This window comes from Blautia argi (genome assembly GCF_003287895.1).
GTDB lineage: Bacteria > Bacillota > Clostridia > Lachnospirales > Lachnospiraceae > Blautia > Blautia argi.
On record NZ_CP030280.1, the window covers coordinates 512,348 to 526,412 of the forward strand.

General features: G+C 41.6%; 14 protein-coding genes, 3 tRNA genes and 2 pseudogenes. 11 read left to right on the forward strand and 8 right to left on the reverse strand.

Annotated elements, in window-relative coordinates; all coding sequences use genetic code 11:
* The first annotated feature begins 3 nt into the window (after positions 1–3).
* The 3 genes from map to infA are packed head-to-tail and all read left to right on the forward strand — an operon-like array spanning position 4 to position 1,270.
* Positions 4–759, forward strand: a complete 756-nt coding sequence (gene map, locus DQQ01_RS02655) for a type I methionyl aminopeptidase (RefSeq protein WP_111918189.1) — start codon at positions 4–6, stop codon at positions 757–759.
* Between the two features lie 10 nt (positions 760–769).
* On the forward strand, positions 770–1,048 hold the full coding sequence (locus DQQ01_RS02660; RefSeq protein WP_111918191.1) for a KOW domain-containing RNA-binding protein: 279 nt from the start codon (positions 770–772) through the stop codon (positions 1,046–1,048).
* A gap of 3 nt (positions 1,049–1,051) precedes the next feature.
* On the forward strand, positions 1,052–1,270 hold the full coding sequence (gene infA, locus DQQ01_RS02665; protein ID WP_003022750.1) for a translation initiation factor IF-1: 219 nt from the start codon (positions 1,052–1,054) through the stop codon (positions 1,268–1,270).
* A 134-nt stretch (positions 1,271–1,404) separates the two neighbouring features.
* Here infA and DQQ01_RS02670 read toward each other — a convergent pair whose 3' ends face one another.
* Positions 1,405–1,809: a transporter gene (locus DQQ01_RS02670; RefSeq protein WP_111918193.1), complete on the reverse strand. Its 405-nt coding sequence runs from the start codon at positions 1,807–1,809 to the stop codon at positions 1,405–1,407.
* A gap of 394 nt (positions 1,810–2,203) precedes the next feature.
* Between DQQ01_RS02670 and DQQ01_RS02675 the strand changes: the two genes are divergently transcribed.
* From DQQ01_RS02675 to DQQ01_RS02680, 3 genes are all read left to right on the forward strand, one after another.
* The gene (locus DQQ01_RS02675) at positions 2,204–3,385 is read left to right on the forward strand and encodes a murein hydrolase activator EnvC family protein (RefSeq protein WP_330407611.1); all 1,182 of its coding nucleotides are present in this window, start codon (positions 2,204–2,206) and stop codon (positions 3,383–3,385) included.
* Positions 3,318–3,593, forward strand: a complete 276-nt coding sequence (locus DQQ01_RS18005) for a C40 family peptidase (RefSeq protein WP_334293940.1) — start codon at positions 3,318–3,320, stop codon at positions 3,591–3,593. The genes DQQ01_RS02675 and DQQ01_RS18005 overlap by 68 nt, the downstream gene beginning before the upstream one ends.
* A 99-nt stretch (positions 3,594–3,692) precedes the next feature.
* Positions 3,693–4,961, forward strand: coding sequence for a redoxin family protein (locus DQQ01_RS02680; protein ID WP_111918195.1), 1,269 nt, complete (start codon positions 3,693–3,695; stop codon positions 4,959–4,961).
* Positions 4,962–5,172: 211 nt separating this feature from the next.
* Here the strand turns inward: DQQ01_RS02680 and DQQ01_RS02685 are convergent.
* From DQQ01_RS02685 to DQQ01_RS02700, 4 genes are all read right to left on the reverse strand, one after another.
* Positions 5,173–5,245: transfer RNA gene (locus DQQ01_RS02685), tRNA-Gly, on the reverse strand.
* A gap of 5 nt (positions 5,246–5,250) precedes the next feature.
* Positions 5,251–5,321: transfer RNA gene (locus DQQ01_RS02690), tRNA-Gly, on the reverse strand.
* Positions 5,322–5,477: 156 nt separating this feature from the next.
* Positions 5,478–6,209, reverse strand: a complete 732-nt coding sequence (locus DQQ01_RS02695) for a type 1 glutamine amidotransferase (RefSeq protein WP_111918197.1) — start codon at positions 6,207–6,209, stop codon at positions 5,478–5,480.
* The gene (locus DQQ01_RS02700; protein WP_111918199.1) at positions 6,206–7,546 is read right to left on the reverse strand and encodes a Mur ligase family protein; all 1,341 of its coding nucleotides are present in this window, start codon (positions 7,544–7,546) and stop codon (positions 6,206–6,208) included. Before DQQ01_RS02700 ends, DQQ01_RS02695 begins: the two co-directional genes overlap by 4 nt.
* 227 nt (positions 7,547–7,773) lie before the next feature.
* On the opposite strand from DQQ01_RS02700, the gene DQQ01_RS02705 reads away from it, so the two are divergent.
* Positions 7,774–7,846 (forward strand) — tRNA-Phe (locus DQQ01_RS02705).
* Positions 7,847–7,928: 82 nt separating this feature from the next.
* Entirely contained in the window at positions 7,929–9,167 is a 1,239-nt protein-coding gene (gene glyA / locus DQQ01_RS02710; protein ID WP_111918201.1) for a serine hydroxymethyltransferase, read from the forward strand.
* Positions 9,168–9,379: 212 nt separating this feature from the next.
* On the opposite strand, the gene DQQ01_RS02715 is transcribed toward glyA, so the two are convergent.
* Positions 9,380–10,306, reverse strand: coding sequence for an NAD(P)/FAD-dependent oxidoreductase (locus tag DQQ01_RS02715; protein WP_111918203.1), 927 nt, complete (start codon positions 10,304–10,306; stop codon positions 9,380–9,382).
* 37 nt (positions 10,307–10,343) lie between these two features.
* Positions 10,344–10,658 carry a thioredoxin gene (gene trxA / locus DQQ01_RS02720; protein ID WP_111918205.1) on the reverse strand — a complete coding sequence of 105 codons (315 nt, stop codon included), beginning with the start codon at positions 10,656–10,658 and terminating at the stop codon, positions 10,344–10,346.
* A 244-nt stretch (positions 10,659–10,902) separates the two neighbouring features.
* Here trxA and DQQ01_RS02725 point away from each other — a divergent pair, with 244 nt between their 5' ends.
* The 3 genes and pseudogenes from DQQ01_RS02725 to rpsI all read left to right on the forward strand — a co-directional run bounded on the left by DQQ01_RS02725 (position 10,903) and on the right by rpsI (position 12,850).
* On the forward strand, positions 10,903–11,883 hold the full coding sequence (locus DQQ01_RS02725; protein ID WP_111918207.1) for a GTP pyrophosphokinase: 981 nt from the start codon (positions 10,903–10,905) through the stop codon (positions 11,881–11,883).
* Between the two features lie 128 nt (positions 11,884–12,011).
* Positions 12,012–12,440 carry a 50S ribosomal protein L13 gene (gene rplM / locus DQQ01_RS02730; protein ID WP_111918209.1) on the forward strand — a complete coding sequence of 143 codons (429 nt, stop codon included), beginning with the start codon at positions 12,012–12,014 and terminating at the stop codon, positions 12,438–12,440.
* Between the two features lie 16 nt (positions 12,441–12,456).
* Positions 12,457–12,850 (forward strand): annotated as a pseudogene (gene rpsI, locus DQQ01_RS02735) (30S ribosomal protein S9).
* A gap of 67 nt (positions 12,851–12,917) precedes the next feature.
* Here the strand turns inward: rpsI and DQQ01_RS02740 are convergent.
* A pseudogene (locus tag DQQ01_RS02740) lies at positions 12,918–13,736 on the reverse strand (IS91 family transposase); the annotation flags it as partial.
* Positions 13,737–14,065: the final 329 nt, after the last annotated feature.

Below are 14,065 nucleotides of genomic sequence, written 5' to 3' on the forward strand. Positions count from 1 at the left end.
AAGATGTCAGTAACAATTAAAACTGCCAGAGAGATAGAACTCATGAGAGAAGCCGGAAGACTTCTGGAGAAAGTACATGATGAGCTGGGTGCATTTATCAAACCGGGAATCAGTACCCTGGATATTGACCGGCTTGGAGAAAAGTTAATCAGAGGTCTGGGGTGTATCCCTAACTTTTTGAATTACAATGGATATCCTGCTTCTATTTGCGTATCTGTAAACGACGAGGTTGTACACGGGATTCCAAAGAAGAGCCGGATTCTGCAGGAAGGCGACATTGTAAGTCTGGATGCCGGATTGATTTATAAAGGGTATCATTCTGATGCTGCCCGGACCTATGCAGTAGGTCAGATCTCACCGGAAGCACAGAAATTAATGGACGTAACAAAACAGAGCTTTTTTGAGGGTCTGAAGTATGCGAAAGCCGGAAATCATTTAAATGATATTTCTTCCGCTATCGGCGGCTATGCAGAACAGTTTGGTTATGGTGTTGTTCGGGATTTGGTAGGTCATGGAATAGGGACCCACCTGCATGAAGATCCACAGATACCGAACTTCCGTCAAAGACGCAGAGGAATTCGTCTGGTGCCTGGTATGACACTGGCAATTGAGCCTATGATTAATCAGGGAAGAGCTGATGTTGAATGGCTTGATGATGACTGGACCGTAGTGACAGAGGACGGTTCTCTTTCTGCTCACTATGAGAATACCATTCTCATTACAGAGGGTGAACCGGAAATCCTTACCCTGAGCAAATAAGGGAGGTTTCATGAAAGCATTTGTAAAAGGTATGCTTGCCCGTTCCAAGGCAGGACATGATACCGGAAAAGTATATGTAGTTATGCAGGCAGACGAGGAATTTGTGTATCTGGCGGACGGCAGATGCAGAACCGTGGATAAACAGAAGAAGAAGAGAAGAAAACACATTCAGATTATCTACAGGATTCCAGCCATTTTACAGGAAAAAATGGAAAAAGGAGAAGAACTGCGAAACGAACATATCCAAAAGGCCATTAAAGATTACGAAAAGAATCAACAGGAGGTTTAATTTATGTCAAAGGCAGACGTTATTGAAGTAGAAGGAACCGTGTTAGAAAAATTACCTAACGCGATGTTCAAGGTTGAACTGGAAAACAAACACGTGATATTAGCTCATATCAGCGGAAAGCTGAGAATGAATTTTATCCGTATTCTTCCGGGAGATAAGGTTACCATTGAAATGTCCCCATATGATTTAAGTAAGGGAAGAATTATCTGGAGAGATAAATAAGAAAGATAAGAAATAAGAGAAAAAAGTGCCGCACAAAGAGGGTATTGGGAGCAGGAATGTATCGCTGTTCCGGATTGCTGCTTTGTGCGGTACTTTTGTTTCCTTAAAATACAGAATTGCCTCTGGAACTATGGCTAAAGCTTATCGTAGGTTTTTTCTGCGCTGTCGTTGGTTTTCAAAAGCAGGAATTTTCTTATGGTAAAAATAACTGCGATAGCAATGACACCAATTAAGGTTTCCGTCATGTTCAGATGTTCTACTACCATTTGTCTGGCAATAGCAAACATCAGAACTTCAAGCAGGTTTTCCGCTGTGTGCTTTGCCAGCATTTTTACAAATTCCACACCAATGAGCAGTGTGAGGGCATTTCCCAGAAATTCTGTAAACTGTGCGGAAGTGATTTCCAGAAGTGGAAGGGTAATAAAGCTGTGCAGCATGGGGATAATCAATACAATAATCACCAGCAGCATAACAGCAGACAGCAAAATTTCCGTGTAGCGGGAAATCGTATAGATGATTTCATTTAGTTTTCTTTTCATAGAGGGCAGGTATGTACTTCTCCTTTCTTTTTTGTTACTTTGAAATGAATTTGTAATAATTGATAAACTTATCATACCATAAGAAAGCAAAAAAGCGAAGCGAATTGTGCGGAAACTCTGTAAAAAACCGTATTTACTGGAAAAATAAAAGAAAAATTTTTCAGTGAAAGCCGTAAAAAATCACAAAATCCCGGAAAAAAACAGGGAGGAAAGAATATGGAAACCGAAGAAAAATGGCGGTTTTTCTGTAACAAATACTTAAAAAATAAGAAGTTTATACTTGCAAAAGACCTGTTTTTATGGTAGTATATACAGGAAGCTTGAAAAATATTTCGAAAATGTTACAGAATTTTAACGGAGTGTAAAATTAATTATTAGAGAGGTACATAGAAGTATGAAAAAAAGATTGTTATGTCTGTCACTTATTTTTGCTATGACAGCAGCACAGGTAATGCCTGTATCCGCTGCAAGAAAAGATGATTTACAGGCCGAGAAGTCTGCAACACAGAGTAAATTATCAGCAGCTGAATCAAAGGCAAACAGCCTGGAATCACAGAAGCAGAAGTTAATGGGACAGATTGATTCCACTCAGCAGGAATTAGTAAGCGTTATTTCCCAGATAGAAATTCTTGATGAGGATATTAAAGAAAAAGAAACTGATATCGAAAAAACAAAAGAAGACCTTGCAAAAGCAGAAGCTGACCGTGACGAACAGTACGAAGCTATGAAACTGAGAATTCAGTACATGTACGAAAACGGCGGAAATGATACATGGGCTAAGATTTTATTAGAGTCTGACAGTATTGCATCTATGCTGGCAAAAGCAGAAAATACAGAAAAAATGTATGCTTATGACAGAGATGAATTACAGAAGATGAAAGAAATTGTTCAGGAAGTTACAGACCTGGAAGAAAAGCTGGAAGGCGAAAAAGCAGAATTAGAAACTGCTAAAAATGAGCAGGAAGGCATGAAAGATTCTCTTCAGGTAAAAGTGGACAACTTAAAAGCAAATGCAAAAGATTATGAAGCACAGATTGCATCTGCAAAAGCGCAGGCACAGGAATACAAAAACCTGATTGCACAGCAGAACGCAGAGCTGAAGAAAATTCAGCAGCAGGAAGCTGCAGCAGCAAAAGCAGCTCAGGAAGCAGCAAAGAAAAAACAGGAGCAGCAGAACAACTCCGGAAATAACGGTGGAAACGCAGTGACAGGCGGTACTGTAAGCAATAACAACAATGCTGGTACAAACAATAACGATGGCGGCTCTTCTGACAATAACAGTGGCAATACAAATAATAACAGTAATAATAATAATAACAACGATGTAGACACAAACACAGATACAACACCGGAAAGCAATACTGGAAACACTGGTGGCGGAAGCACACAGGTGGAAACACCGTCAGCGCCTTCCTATAACAGCGCTACAGGTGAAGCAGTTGTATCTTATGCAATGCAGTTTATCGGAAAATCCGTATGTATACGGCGGAAACAGCCTGACAAACGGAATCGACTGCTCTGGATTTACACAGCAGATATTCGGACACTTTGGTTACAGCCTTCCTCGTACAAGTGATGCACAGGCAGGTTCTGGTGTAGGAATCAGCTATTCTGAATCCCGTGCAGGTGATATCATTGTATATCCGGGACATGTAGCAATCCTTACAGGAGATGGCGGAATTGTACATGCTTCCAACAGCGCTCCTTATCCAAAGGGTGGTATTAAATACACAGCGAATGCATTATATCGTAACTATATTGCAATAAGACGTATTGTGCAGTAAAGAAATTTCAGAAGATAGAAATACATAAAAAACAGAGAGCAATTCTTTTGTTGAATTCAACACGGGAATTGCTCTTTTTTTCACTAAAGGAGGCAGTAAATGGGATTTTCTTTTGATGTGAGCGTTCCGGTTTTCACAGTGTTTCTGCAGGGACTTATCAGCTTTTTCTCCCCTTGTATTTTACCCCTGATTCCTCTGTATATCGGATATTTGTCCGGAGGGACAGGGACAAGGGGAGAAGATGGAAGAATGCATTACAAAAGAAGCAAGGTGATGCTTCATACCTTTTGCTTTGTATTAGGCGTCAGCTTTGCCTTCTTTCTCCTGGGCTTTGGTTTTTCTGCCATGGGAGAGTTTTTTAAGAGCAATCAGGTTTTATTTGCCAGATTAGGCGGTATTCTTGTGGCGTTTCTGGGATTGTATCAGTTGGGGGTTTTTGGAAACAGCAGATTATTGGGACAGGAAAGAAGGCTTCCTCTGAAACTGAATGTGCTTGCCATGTCCCCTCTTACAGCTCTGGTAATGGGATTTACCTTTAGTTTTGCCTGGACCCCCTGCGTAGGGCCGGCGCTTACCAGCGTGTTGCTTATGGCGGCGTCTGCAGGGGCACGAACAACGGGATTTTTGCTTATTGGCGTGTATACCATAGGTTTTGTACTTCCATTTCTGGCAGTGGGAATCTTTACTACGACAGTGCTGGAATTTTTCAAAAATCACGGAAGAGTTGTGCGCTATACCGTAAAGGCAGGCGGTATTTTAATGGTAGTTATGGGTGTTTTGATGTTTACTGGAAAAATGAATGCTGTTACCGGATATCTGTCAGGCGCGTCTTCTGATATGGTAAAAACAGAGGAGCAGCCAGAAGAAGCGCCGGAGAAGGACTCCGGTGAGCGTGCATCATCAGAGCCCGAGAATCCGGATATAATACCTGCCGTGGACTTTAACCTGCAGGATCAGTATGGAAATCCACATACCCTGTCTGATTATAAGGGAAAAACCATATTTTTAAATTTCTGGGCAACCTGGTGTCCGCCCTGTAAGGCAGAAATGCCGGATATTCAGAAAATTTATGAGGAATATCAGGAAAAGGGCGATGACAGTGTGGTGATTTTGGGAGTAGCGGCTCCGGACTGGGGACAGGAGCAGTCAAAGGAGGGAATTCTTTCCTTCTTAGAGGAAAAGGGCTATACCTATCCGGTTCTTATGGACACCACAGGAGAACTGTTTATATCTTATGGAATCAGCTCTTTTCCAACGACCTTTATGATTGATAAGGACGGGAATGTATTTGGATATGCCAGTGGACAGTTAAGCGAGGATATGATGCGAAGCATTATCCGGCAGACTGAGGAAGGAAAGCGGGAATAAAAGAAAATTCCGTGAAGCAGAGGTCAGGAAAAACCATACTTCATGGGATTCACAAGATGCCCACGGCTTGAAAAGTAAATATCCTGCGGACGTAGAAAAAACGGTTGTACAAAACACATAGCAAATACAGAAGGATTCTGACTAATGTGTTTTACACAACCGTTCTTTTAGTTTAGCCATATTCCATACAGAATATCTGGAAAATAAAAAAAGCGCGAGACGGGACTCGAACCCGCGGCCTCGACCTTGGCAAGGTCGCGCTCCACCAACTGAGCCACTCGCGCATAAGAGCGGGTGATGGGAATCGAACCCACATATCCAGCTTGGAAGGCTGGTGTTCTACCACTGAACTACACCCGCAGGTTATTTTGTTTTTGTCTTGCTCGCTTAAGACTTGTTTATCATACACCAGGAGAAGAGAAATGTCAACACTTTTTTTGAAAAAATTCTAATTTTTTTAAATGCATCAAAAATCGCTGCAATTACAACAAGATTTTCCACCTGGATTGGGACGCCTTAACGCGGCGTCCCTTGTTTTACAAATCTTTCATAAATATAGCGGTTTGCTGCTTCTTCCTGGCTGTCGTCCAGAGGAGAAAGTTCGGCAATGCCGTATTTGCGTTTTAATGCATTAGACAGCAGATAATCGCACAGGTGAGGGTTTTTTGGAAGGAGAGGGCCATGAAGATAGGTTCCCACCACATTTTTATAGAGAACACCCTCATATCCGTCTTCGCCATTGTTGCCATGTCCATACAGTACTCTCCCAAGAGGCTTGTTCTCTCCAATGTAGGTTCTGCCTCCGTGGTTTTCAAATCCCACAATCGGAAGGGAAAAATCCGAATTTTCCAGAACAATGTTGTCAATGAGCCGTGGGCTGCCCTGTTCTGTGTGTAAATCCACCAGAGAAAGCCCTTCAATGGTGCCTTCCTCTGTTTTGTAATAATGTCCCAGAAGCTGATAACCGCCGCATACAGCCAGCACGCTGCCTCCGTCCTCCACATAGGACTGAAAGCTTTCCCGAATGCTTCGCAGCTTGCTGCACACCAGCATCTGCTCCCGGTCAGAACCACCGCCTAAAAGCACAATATCCAGATTTTGAAAATCTACGGAATCCTCCAGGGCAAATTCAACGGTTTCCGCTTCAATGCCTCTCCACTGGCAGCGTTTCATCATACATTGAATGTTTCCTCTGTCGCCATACAGGTTCAAAAGGTCAGGGTACAAATGTCCGATTCTAAGCTTCATGATTTTTTGCCCTCCATTTTCTTCAGAATATTGTGTGTGGTGTAAAGACCTGTGTAGTTTACCAGAACATACAGATTTTTCACACCGTTTTCAATTTTTTCAGAAATGGCTTTTTCAATATCCGGTTCTGCACTGCAGGGAATGTCCACATATTTCAGGCGAAGCTGCATATCCCGGAAGCGAATACCGCAGACAGTAATGGACGCTGCATTGGTATCTTTTAATCGATCAAAATCTACGTCCCAGAGCCAGGAAACATCAGTACCGTCCTGACTGTTGTCGTTAATCAGAATAATAATATCCTTTGGAGCTTCGTCCGTCATGACTGCAGAAATATTTTGATTAAAGCCTGCAGGATTTTTTGCAAGGTTTAACATAACCTTTGTGCCTTTAATCCGGAACAGCTCGTTTCTGCCGAACTGAGGGGTGTAATCCCCCAGAATCTTATTAAAATTCGTGAGAGAAATACCTGCCATGGAGGCTGCGCCATACACCGCAAGGATATTGTATACATTGTAGAAGCCGCGGTAATTGGTTTCAATATGGAAATCCTTTACATCAAAGGCAATGCCATTGGTAAGCTTGATATTTTCTCCATCAAAATCCGGTACAGGCCGTTTAAAACCACATTTGGGGCAGTAATAATCTCCAAGCTGACTGTAGTGGTAAAAATGGTACTGCATTTTTTCCCCGCAGCATTTGCAGAATTGCCCTTCCCTGATTTCCCGGCTGTTTTCCTCTGTAAGTACAGGGCGGCTGATGCCGTAGGAAGCGCGAAGGTTTTCATTTTCCAGCGCCAGATAAGTGGAAAGGGAATCATCGGCATTAAATAAAAGCTTCATATCAGGCGCCATTTTCATAGCTTTGGAAAGCAGGTTCATGGTAATGTCGATTTCTCCGTAACGGTCAAGCTGATCCCTGAAAAGGTTGGTCAGCACCATGTAGTCCGGCTGAAAATGAGGGAATACCCGGACAGTAGATGCCTCATCAATTTCAATGCAGGCATAATCTGCCTTCAGATGTCCGTTTAATCCGGCGTTTAACACAAAAGCAGAGGCTACGCCGTTTAACATATTTGAGCCTGTACGGTTACATACCACTTTTTTGTGATTTGCTTCCAGGACAGAAGCTAAAAGGTTGTTGGTGGTTGTTTTTCCATTGGTGCCGCATACGACAAAGATGTCCTGCTTCACCTCTTTGGCAAGCTCTTTAAGTATGGGGGGATAAATAGCAAGCGCCGCTTTTCCCGCCAGAGTTACCCCCTGTTTTCCTGTAAGGCGGCAGGCTGTTTTAATGATGTGGGCGCTCCACACTGCGAAAAGTCTTCGTATATTCATTTTTCTTTTTCCTTTTGAGAATAGTATTGTGTTTTTTCTCTACCCATTATACATAAACTAAAGAAAGAGTACAACCTATACTCTAATATTAGAATATAATAACTGTATCAGGAAACAAAAGGCAATCGGGCGTTACAGTTTTCGTAAAAAAGTCAAAAAAGTGGTTGAAATTTCCTCCTGCATATGATAAGATTGCTTTGTTGCTTTAAGTTGGCAATATATGAAACGCCCAGATAGCTCAGTTGGTAGAGCAGAGGACTGAAAATCCTCGTGTCGCTGGTTCGATTCCGGCTCTGGGCATTTTTTTATAATTAAAATGTCTTTGTAACAAAGACAAATATCTTTGATGTGAAGAAAAGTAAAAGAAAGGAAGGACAAAATCATGTATTCATTGGAAGAAATCAGAAACACAGACCCTGAAGTCGCAGCATGTATCTGCAAAGAGGTAGAACGTCAGAATTCCCATATTGAACTGATTGCATCAGAAAACTGGGTAAGCAAGGCAGTGATGGCAGCTATGGGAAGCCCTCTTACCAACAAGTACGCAGAAGGCTATCCGGGAAAGAGGTATTACGGTGGGTGTGAATGTGTAGACGAAGTGGAAGAACTGGCAAAAGAGAGAGCAAGGAAGCTCTTTGGCTGTGAATATGTAAATGTGCAGCCTCATTCCGGCGCTCAGGCAAATATGGCAGTGTTCTTTGCAATGTTAAAGCCCGGAGATACGGTTATGGGCATGAATCTGGCGCATGGCGGCCATCTTTCACATGGAAGTCCGGCAAATTTCTCCGGCGCCTATTTTAATATTGTGCCATATGGAGTAAATGAGGACGGTGTGATTGATTACGGGGAAGTGAGAAAAATTGCGCTGGAGTCAAAGCCAAAGCTGATTGTGGCAGGAGCAAGCGCATACTGCAGGATTATTGACTTCAAAAAATTCCGTGAAATTGCAGATGAGGTGGGGGCTTATCTCATGGTGGATATTGCCCACATTGCAGGTCTGGTGGCAGCAGGTCTGCACCCCAGTCCTATTCCCTATGCTCATGTTACAACTACCACAACTCATAAGACTCTGCGCGGTCCAAGAGGCGGTATGATTATGAGCAGCAATGAAGTGGCAAAGCAGTTTAATTTTAATAAAGCCGTGTTTCCGGGAATCCAGGGCGGGCCTTTGATGCATGTGATTGCCGCGAAAGCTGTTTGTTTTCAGGAAGCTTTGCAGCCGGAATACAGAGAATATCAGCAGAGAATCGTGAAAAATGCCAGGGCTTTGTGTGAAGGTCTGTTGAAGAGAGGCGTTCAGGTTGTTTCCGGAAAGACGGAAAATCATTTGATGCTGGTGGATTTAAGAGGAACCGGAATTACCGGAAAAGAAATGGAACATCTTTTAGATGAGGTGAATATTACCTGTAATAAAAATGCCATTCCAAATGATCCGGAATCTCCTTTTGTAACCAGCGGTGTCCGTTTAGGTACAGCAGCCGTAACCTCAAGAGGTATGAAGGAAGAGGATATGGAGAGAATTGCAGAAGCCATTGCTATGATGATTCAGGACAGAAGCCGGAAGGAAGAGGCAAAGAAAATCGTAAAAACTCTGACAGATAAATACCCACTGAATGCATGAAAAAGGGATTTTCCGCGAACGTGTTTTGATAGGATAGTAGGTATTGGACAGCAGTAAAAAAGAACAGGCATGAGAAGGGCAAATGAAACAGATATCAAAAGATTTGCAGAATATGTTTCATTGCTGCACCCATGCCTGTTTTTGCACAGTCTGTTTGGAAGATTAGTGCGTGTTTATGCGAGAGGATATTTTATGGTGTATAGATTTAAATTTTAATGAGAGGACAGTTTCAGCTTGTGAAAAGCATTCTGTGCTGCAATTGCGCCGTCATTTGCCGCAGTTACTACCTGCCTCAGTACTTTCTGGCATACGTCCCCGGCGCCGTAGAGCAGGGGAACAGAGGTTTCCATGGATTCGTTTACTATCATATATCCATGTTCGTCTAAAACACCTAAAGGCTTTAAAAAGTCAGTGACCGGGTCAGCACCGATATAAGGGAAAATACCGGATACCGGCAGAATGGTTTCTTTTTCAGAGGATACATCTGCAATTTTCAGTCCACCAACCTGTCCGTTTTCGGAAAGAACCTCTTTTGGCACAGCCTTTTGGATAATCTGGATTTTCGGATTCGCCTTTGCAGCGTCTATGGCGATTTTGTCAGCACGGAAGACATCTCTTCTCATAATAATATACACTTTAGAGGCAAATTGAGTGAGATACACCGCTTCTTCTAAAGCAGAGTTTCCGGCGCCTATAACAGCTACTTCTTTTTCGCGGAAGAAAGCGCCGTCGCACACCGCACAGTAGGAAACGCCGCGGCCAATATGCTCTACTTCTCCGGGAATGTGCATCAGACGTTCCTTGGTACCTGTTGCAACTAAAACCGCAGGGGCTAAAAAGAGGGTGCCGTCCTCGCAGAGTACCTGCTTTTTTTCTCCGTCGGTAATGGAAACAACCTTTCCGTATTCATAAACAGCGCCGAAGCTGGTGGAGTGAGTAAACATATCCATAGCAAGCTGGGAGCCGGGTTCCTGTAAAATACCGGGCCAATTGCTGATTTCATTGGTTTTCAGTAATTTTCCGCCAGGGGCCCCGCTTTCTAAAAGAGCGGTTTTAAGCCCTGCGCGGGAAGCATAGACAGCAGCAGTCATGCCTGCCGGTCCTGCGCCTATAATAATAAAGTCATATTCCTTTGTCATAGCTTTCCGCCTCTCTTTCTTCTGTTTGTGTCGCTTTTTATAAAGCGTTTAATTTCTGTTCCAGAACGGGTTTCGGGAGAAATCCTACAGCGGAATCTTTTACCTGTCCGTTTTTTACAAAGAATACAGAGGGAACGGTGGTAATGTTCCATGCTCTGGTAAGCTCAGGATTTTTGTCAATGTCTACTTTTACAATTTTATATTTATCCTGTTCTTCTCCAAGCTGTTCTAATACCTGTCCCAGCATTTTGCAGGGGCCGCACCAGGTTGCGAAGAAATCTAAAAGCACGGGTTTTTCGGACTGCAATACTTCTTTTTCAAATTCCTGTTCGTTTATGTGTAAAACTGCCATAATCATAATCTCCTTTGTTTTTCAATTATTTTTTTAATTTGTGTTTGGTTTCTATGGTTGCAGTATATAATAAATCTTAGTATTAGTCTGTGACAAAGTCACATATTTATGTGAAAGAAAATCACTAATTTTAGTGAAAAACGTTTACGAAGACCGTGGAAATTGATATAATGAAGAGAATCTAAAGTTTGAGTCACAGAAACTCTGTAATTGCCGACAGGTTTTCAGCAAAAGAGGAGAGTTTATGAGAGGAATAGAAGAACTGTCCAGACTTTTGGACCGGGAAGAAATCAGAAGCCTGGAAAAAGAGCTGGGCGGTGCCATACAGAAAAAATTAGAAAAGAGCGGAATTTATTTCCGCATATTTGCCAGAGTAAAGGAGGCAGGTTCTATCTGGCATAAGCTGGAGTGGAAAAGGGCGGAATACGAAGCAAAGAACAAAAAGCTTCAGGATCTTGCCGGAATCCGTATTGTGCTGTATTACATGGACGATATTCCTATATGCAAGGAGCTTTTAAAAAGCGCGTATTCTGTTATTGAGAAGGATTCTCATGAGGATATTCCAAAAGTCAATGAATTTAATCCACTCCGTATGAATTATGTCTGCCATATGCCGGAAGAATTTGTGCAGCGCTTTCCAAAGGAGATTTTTGAGAATTACCGTATTGACAAGACCTTTGAAGTGCAGATTCGCACTACCTTTTCCGAGGGCTGGCATGAGGTAGACCATGATGTGCGCTATAAACATAAGGAAGAGTGGGAGCAGCACTATGAATTATCCAGGGAATTAAACGGAATTTATGCAACCCTGGAGGTGTGTGACAGAAGCATGGTAAATCTTCTGGAGCGTCTGGCTTATCAGAATTATAAGAATATGCAGATTGAAGCCATGATACGGAACAAATATCGACTGCGTTTTGAGAATCCTGCAATTTCGGTACCGCTTTTGGAATTTCTTCAGAAGGATACAGAGCTTGTGAAGCGGATTTACCGTTCTCCAAGAGAAATTCCCATGCGTTTTTTTGCCAGCAGTCTGTCAGAGGGAATCCCTCTTACGGTAGATAATCTGGTACTGGTATGCAATGAATTGTGTCTGGGACAAAAGGAGCTCGAAGACCGTACGCCTATGCTGATACGGGAAAGAACAGGACAGTGGCAGGAAAAGCAAAAAATTTCTATTAATATGAAGAAATCTGTTGACACAGAGTTTTTACTTATAATATAATAAATCAATGTGACGTGGACTGGAAGTGCCTAGCCAAAAGCCCCGGTATGGTATCTTCAAAAACGTCTGGTTTAATTAAATTGTGATGATGAAAATATTCTATATTGTTGATAATAGGAGGTAAAACCATGAACACTTATATGGCTAATCCGGATAAGATTGAAAGAAAATGGTATGTTGTTGATGCTGATGGACAGACATTAGGACGTCTGGCATCTGAAATTGCTAAAGTTTTAAGAGGAAAAAATAAACCTGTTTTCACACCTCACGTTGATACAGGTGATTATGTAATCGTAGTAAACGCTGAAAAAGTAAAAGTTTCCGGTAAAAAAATGGAACAGAAAATTTACTACAATCACTCTGAATATGTTGGCGGTATGAAAGAAACAACATTAAAAGAGATGATGGATAAAAAACCTGAAAGAGTTATTGAGCTTGCTGTAAAAGGTATGCTTCCAAAAGGACCATTAGGCAGAGCAATGATTAAAAAATTACATGTATACGCTGGACCAGAGCACAAAAACGCTGCTCAGAAACCAGAAGTATTAACATTTTAATAGGAGGTAAAATACAGTGGCTAGTACAAAATTCTATGGAACAGGAAGAAGAAAATCATCTGTAGCTCGTGTATACTTAGTACCAGGTACAGGTAAAATCACAATCAATAAAAGAGGATATTGATGAATATTTTGGATTAGAAACATTAAAGGTTGTTGTTCGTCAGCCATTAACATTGACAGACACACTTGATAAGTTTGACGTTTTAGTAAACGTTCATGGTGGTGGATTCACAGGACAGGCTGGTGCAATCCGTCACGGTATCTCCAGAGCATTACTGGAAGCTGACAGCGAATACAGACCTGCATTAAAAGCAGCTGGATTCTTAACTCGTGACCCACGTATGAAAGAAAGAAAGAAATACGGTCTCAAGGCAGCTCGTCGTGCTCCTCAGTTTTCCAAACGTTAATTATACGTTTTTGGAACGTACAATTTCAAAAAGATTTTACAAACCTCTCAGGGAATGTTCCTTGGGAGGTTTTTTGCACATATTTTCCATCTTCATGGCGGTTGTAATGAAAAGTAACCATTTCGCCATCATATTTATCAATACGGGAAGTGGCTATGACAGGACGTCCGAGATAGCGTCCAATATATTTGACTACGTTTTTAGGGTCACATTTGTTTGGTTTTGCATAAACATAGAAACCATATTTATGTTCGGAGTAACATTTCGCTTTTACTTTTTTAAAAGAGGTTCCCAACTTAGATTCTAGTTCATTAAGAAGTGCAGTGCGAAAAGAATGACGCAGATAAGTATAGTTGAAGTGTTTTACATGACGCCAAAAGCCATCGTTACTGTAACCGCCTTCAGAAATCAGACAATGAATGTGAGGGTTCCATTTGAGGTCACGTCCAAATGTATGTAGAACCATAATAAAACCAGGAGTGAAATTTTTAGATTTATTTATGGTAAAAAACATACGTGAAATAACACTTGTGACAGAATGAAAGAGACAGTTAAGAAGGGAACGATCTTTGAGAAAGTAATCTCTGAGGTATTCATCAATGGTAAAGACACAGTGACGGTGCTGGACATTGATGAGCTTAAAGGACATACTGGTAGTGCGCTCCATGGAATACTTGTTTCCACAGGTAGGACAAAAACGACTGTGACAGCGGAAAGGAACAAATTTTAGTTTCCCGCAATGAGGACAGCCGTACATGGCACCGCCAAAAGAAGGATCACCACAATGAATCATCTTTTCGATATTTTCCATCTCAGTATTTCTGGGATGAAGAGTATGTTTAATTTCTTCATAATAGTCAGTAAAGATTTTTTGTAAAATATTCATAAGTCTATTATGGATGAAAAAAGAACAAAAAGAAACCCCTATCCCCCTCAAGAATGAGGGGAAGGGGAGTTGAATAGGCGAAGCCTATTTTTTATATGTATTTTGTTACAAGATGATGGTATACTCTGTTATAGAAGATATATTTTGTTATTATGGGCGATTTTCCTGCCTTCAGAAAAATCGTTGAATGAGAGATGTGAATTTGTGTCATCACTGATGACACAAATTTGCGAAAGGAGAGGGTGAGATGGGAGATGAAATACTTTTCTATAAAAAATAATAGAGAATAATGGGAATTTTGATAAAATTACAGAATATTGTGGTGAGTC

What these genes read in the sequence shown, in the direction of transcription:
- DQQ01_RS02660 (WP_111918191.1), top strand. Translation starts at nt 770, where the DNA reads ATGAAAGCATTTGTAAAAGGTATGCTTGCCCGTTCCAAGGCAGGACAT.
- DQQ01_RS02700 (WP_111918199.1), bottom strand. Translation starts at nt 7,546, where the DNA reads ATGAATATACGAAGACTTTTCGCAGTGTGGAGCGCCCACATCATTAAA.
- DQQ01_RS02670 (WP_111918193.1), bottom strand. Translation starts at nt 1,809, where the DNA reads ATGAAAAGAAAACTAAATGAAATCATCTATACGATTTCCCGCTACACG.
- DQQ01_RS02695 (WP_111918197.1), bottom strand. Translation starts at nt 6,209, where the DNA reads ATGAAGCTTAGAATCGGACATTTGTACCCTGACCTTTTGAACCTGTAT.
- trxA (WP_111918205.1), bottom strand. Translation starts at nt 10,658, where the DNA reads ATGGCAGTTTTACACATAAACGAACAGGAATTTGAAAAAGAAGTATTG.
- map (WP_111918189.1), top strand. Translation starts at nt 4, where the DNA reads ATGTCAGTAACAATTAAAACTGCCAGAGAGATAGAACTCATGAGAGAA.
- infA (WP_003022750.1), top strand. Translation starts at nt 1,052, where the DNA reads ATGTCAAAGGCAGACGTTATTGAAGTAGAAGGAACCGTGTTAGAAAAA.
- rplM (WP_111918209.1), top strand. Translation starts at nt 12,012, where the DNA reads ATGAACACTTATATGGCTAATCCGGATAAGATTGAAAGAAAATGGTAT.
- DQQ01_RS02725 (WP_111918207.1), top strand. Translation starts at nt 10,903, where the DNA reads ATGAGAGGAATAGAAGAACTGTCCAGACTTTTGGACCGGGAAGAAATC.
- DQQ01_RS02675 (WP_330407611.1), top strand. Translation starts at nt 2,204, where the DNA reads ATGAAAAAAAGATTGTTATGTCTGTCACTTATTTTTGCTATGACAGCA.
- DQQ01_RS02680 (WP_111918195.1), top strand. Translation starts at nt 3,693, where the DNA reads ATGGGATTTTCTTTTGATGTGAGCGTTCCGGTTTTCACAGTGTTTCTG.
- glyA (WP_111918201.1), top strand. Translation starts at nt 7,929, where the DNA reads ATGTATTCATTGGAAGAAATCAGAAACACAGACCCTGAAGTCGCAGCA.
- DQQ01_RS02715 (WP_111918203.1), bottom strand. Translation starts at nt 10,306, where the DNA reads ATGACAAAGGAATATGACTTTATTATTATAGGCGCAGGACCGGCAGGC.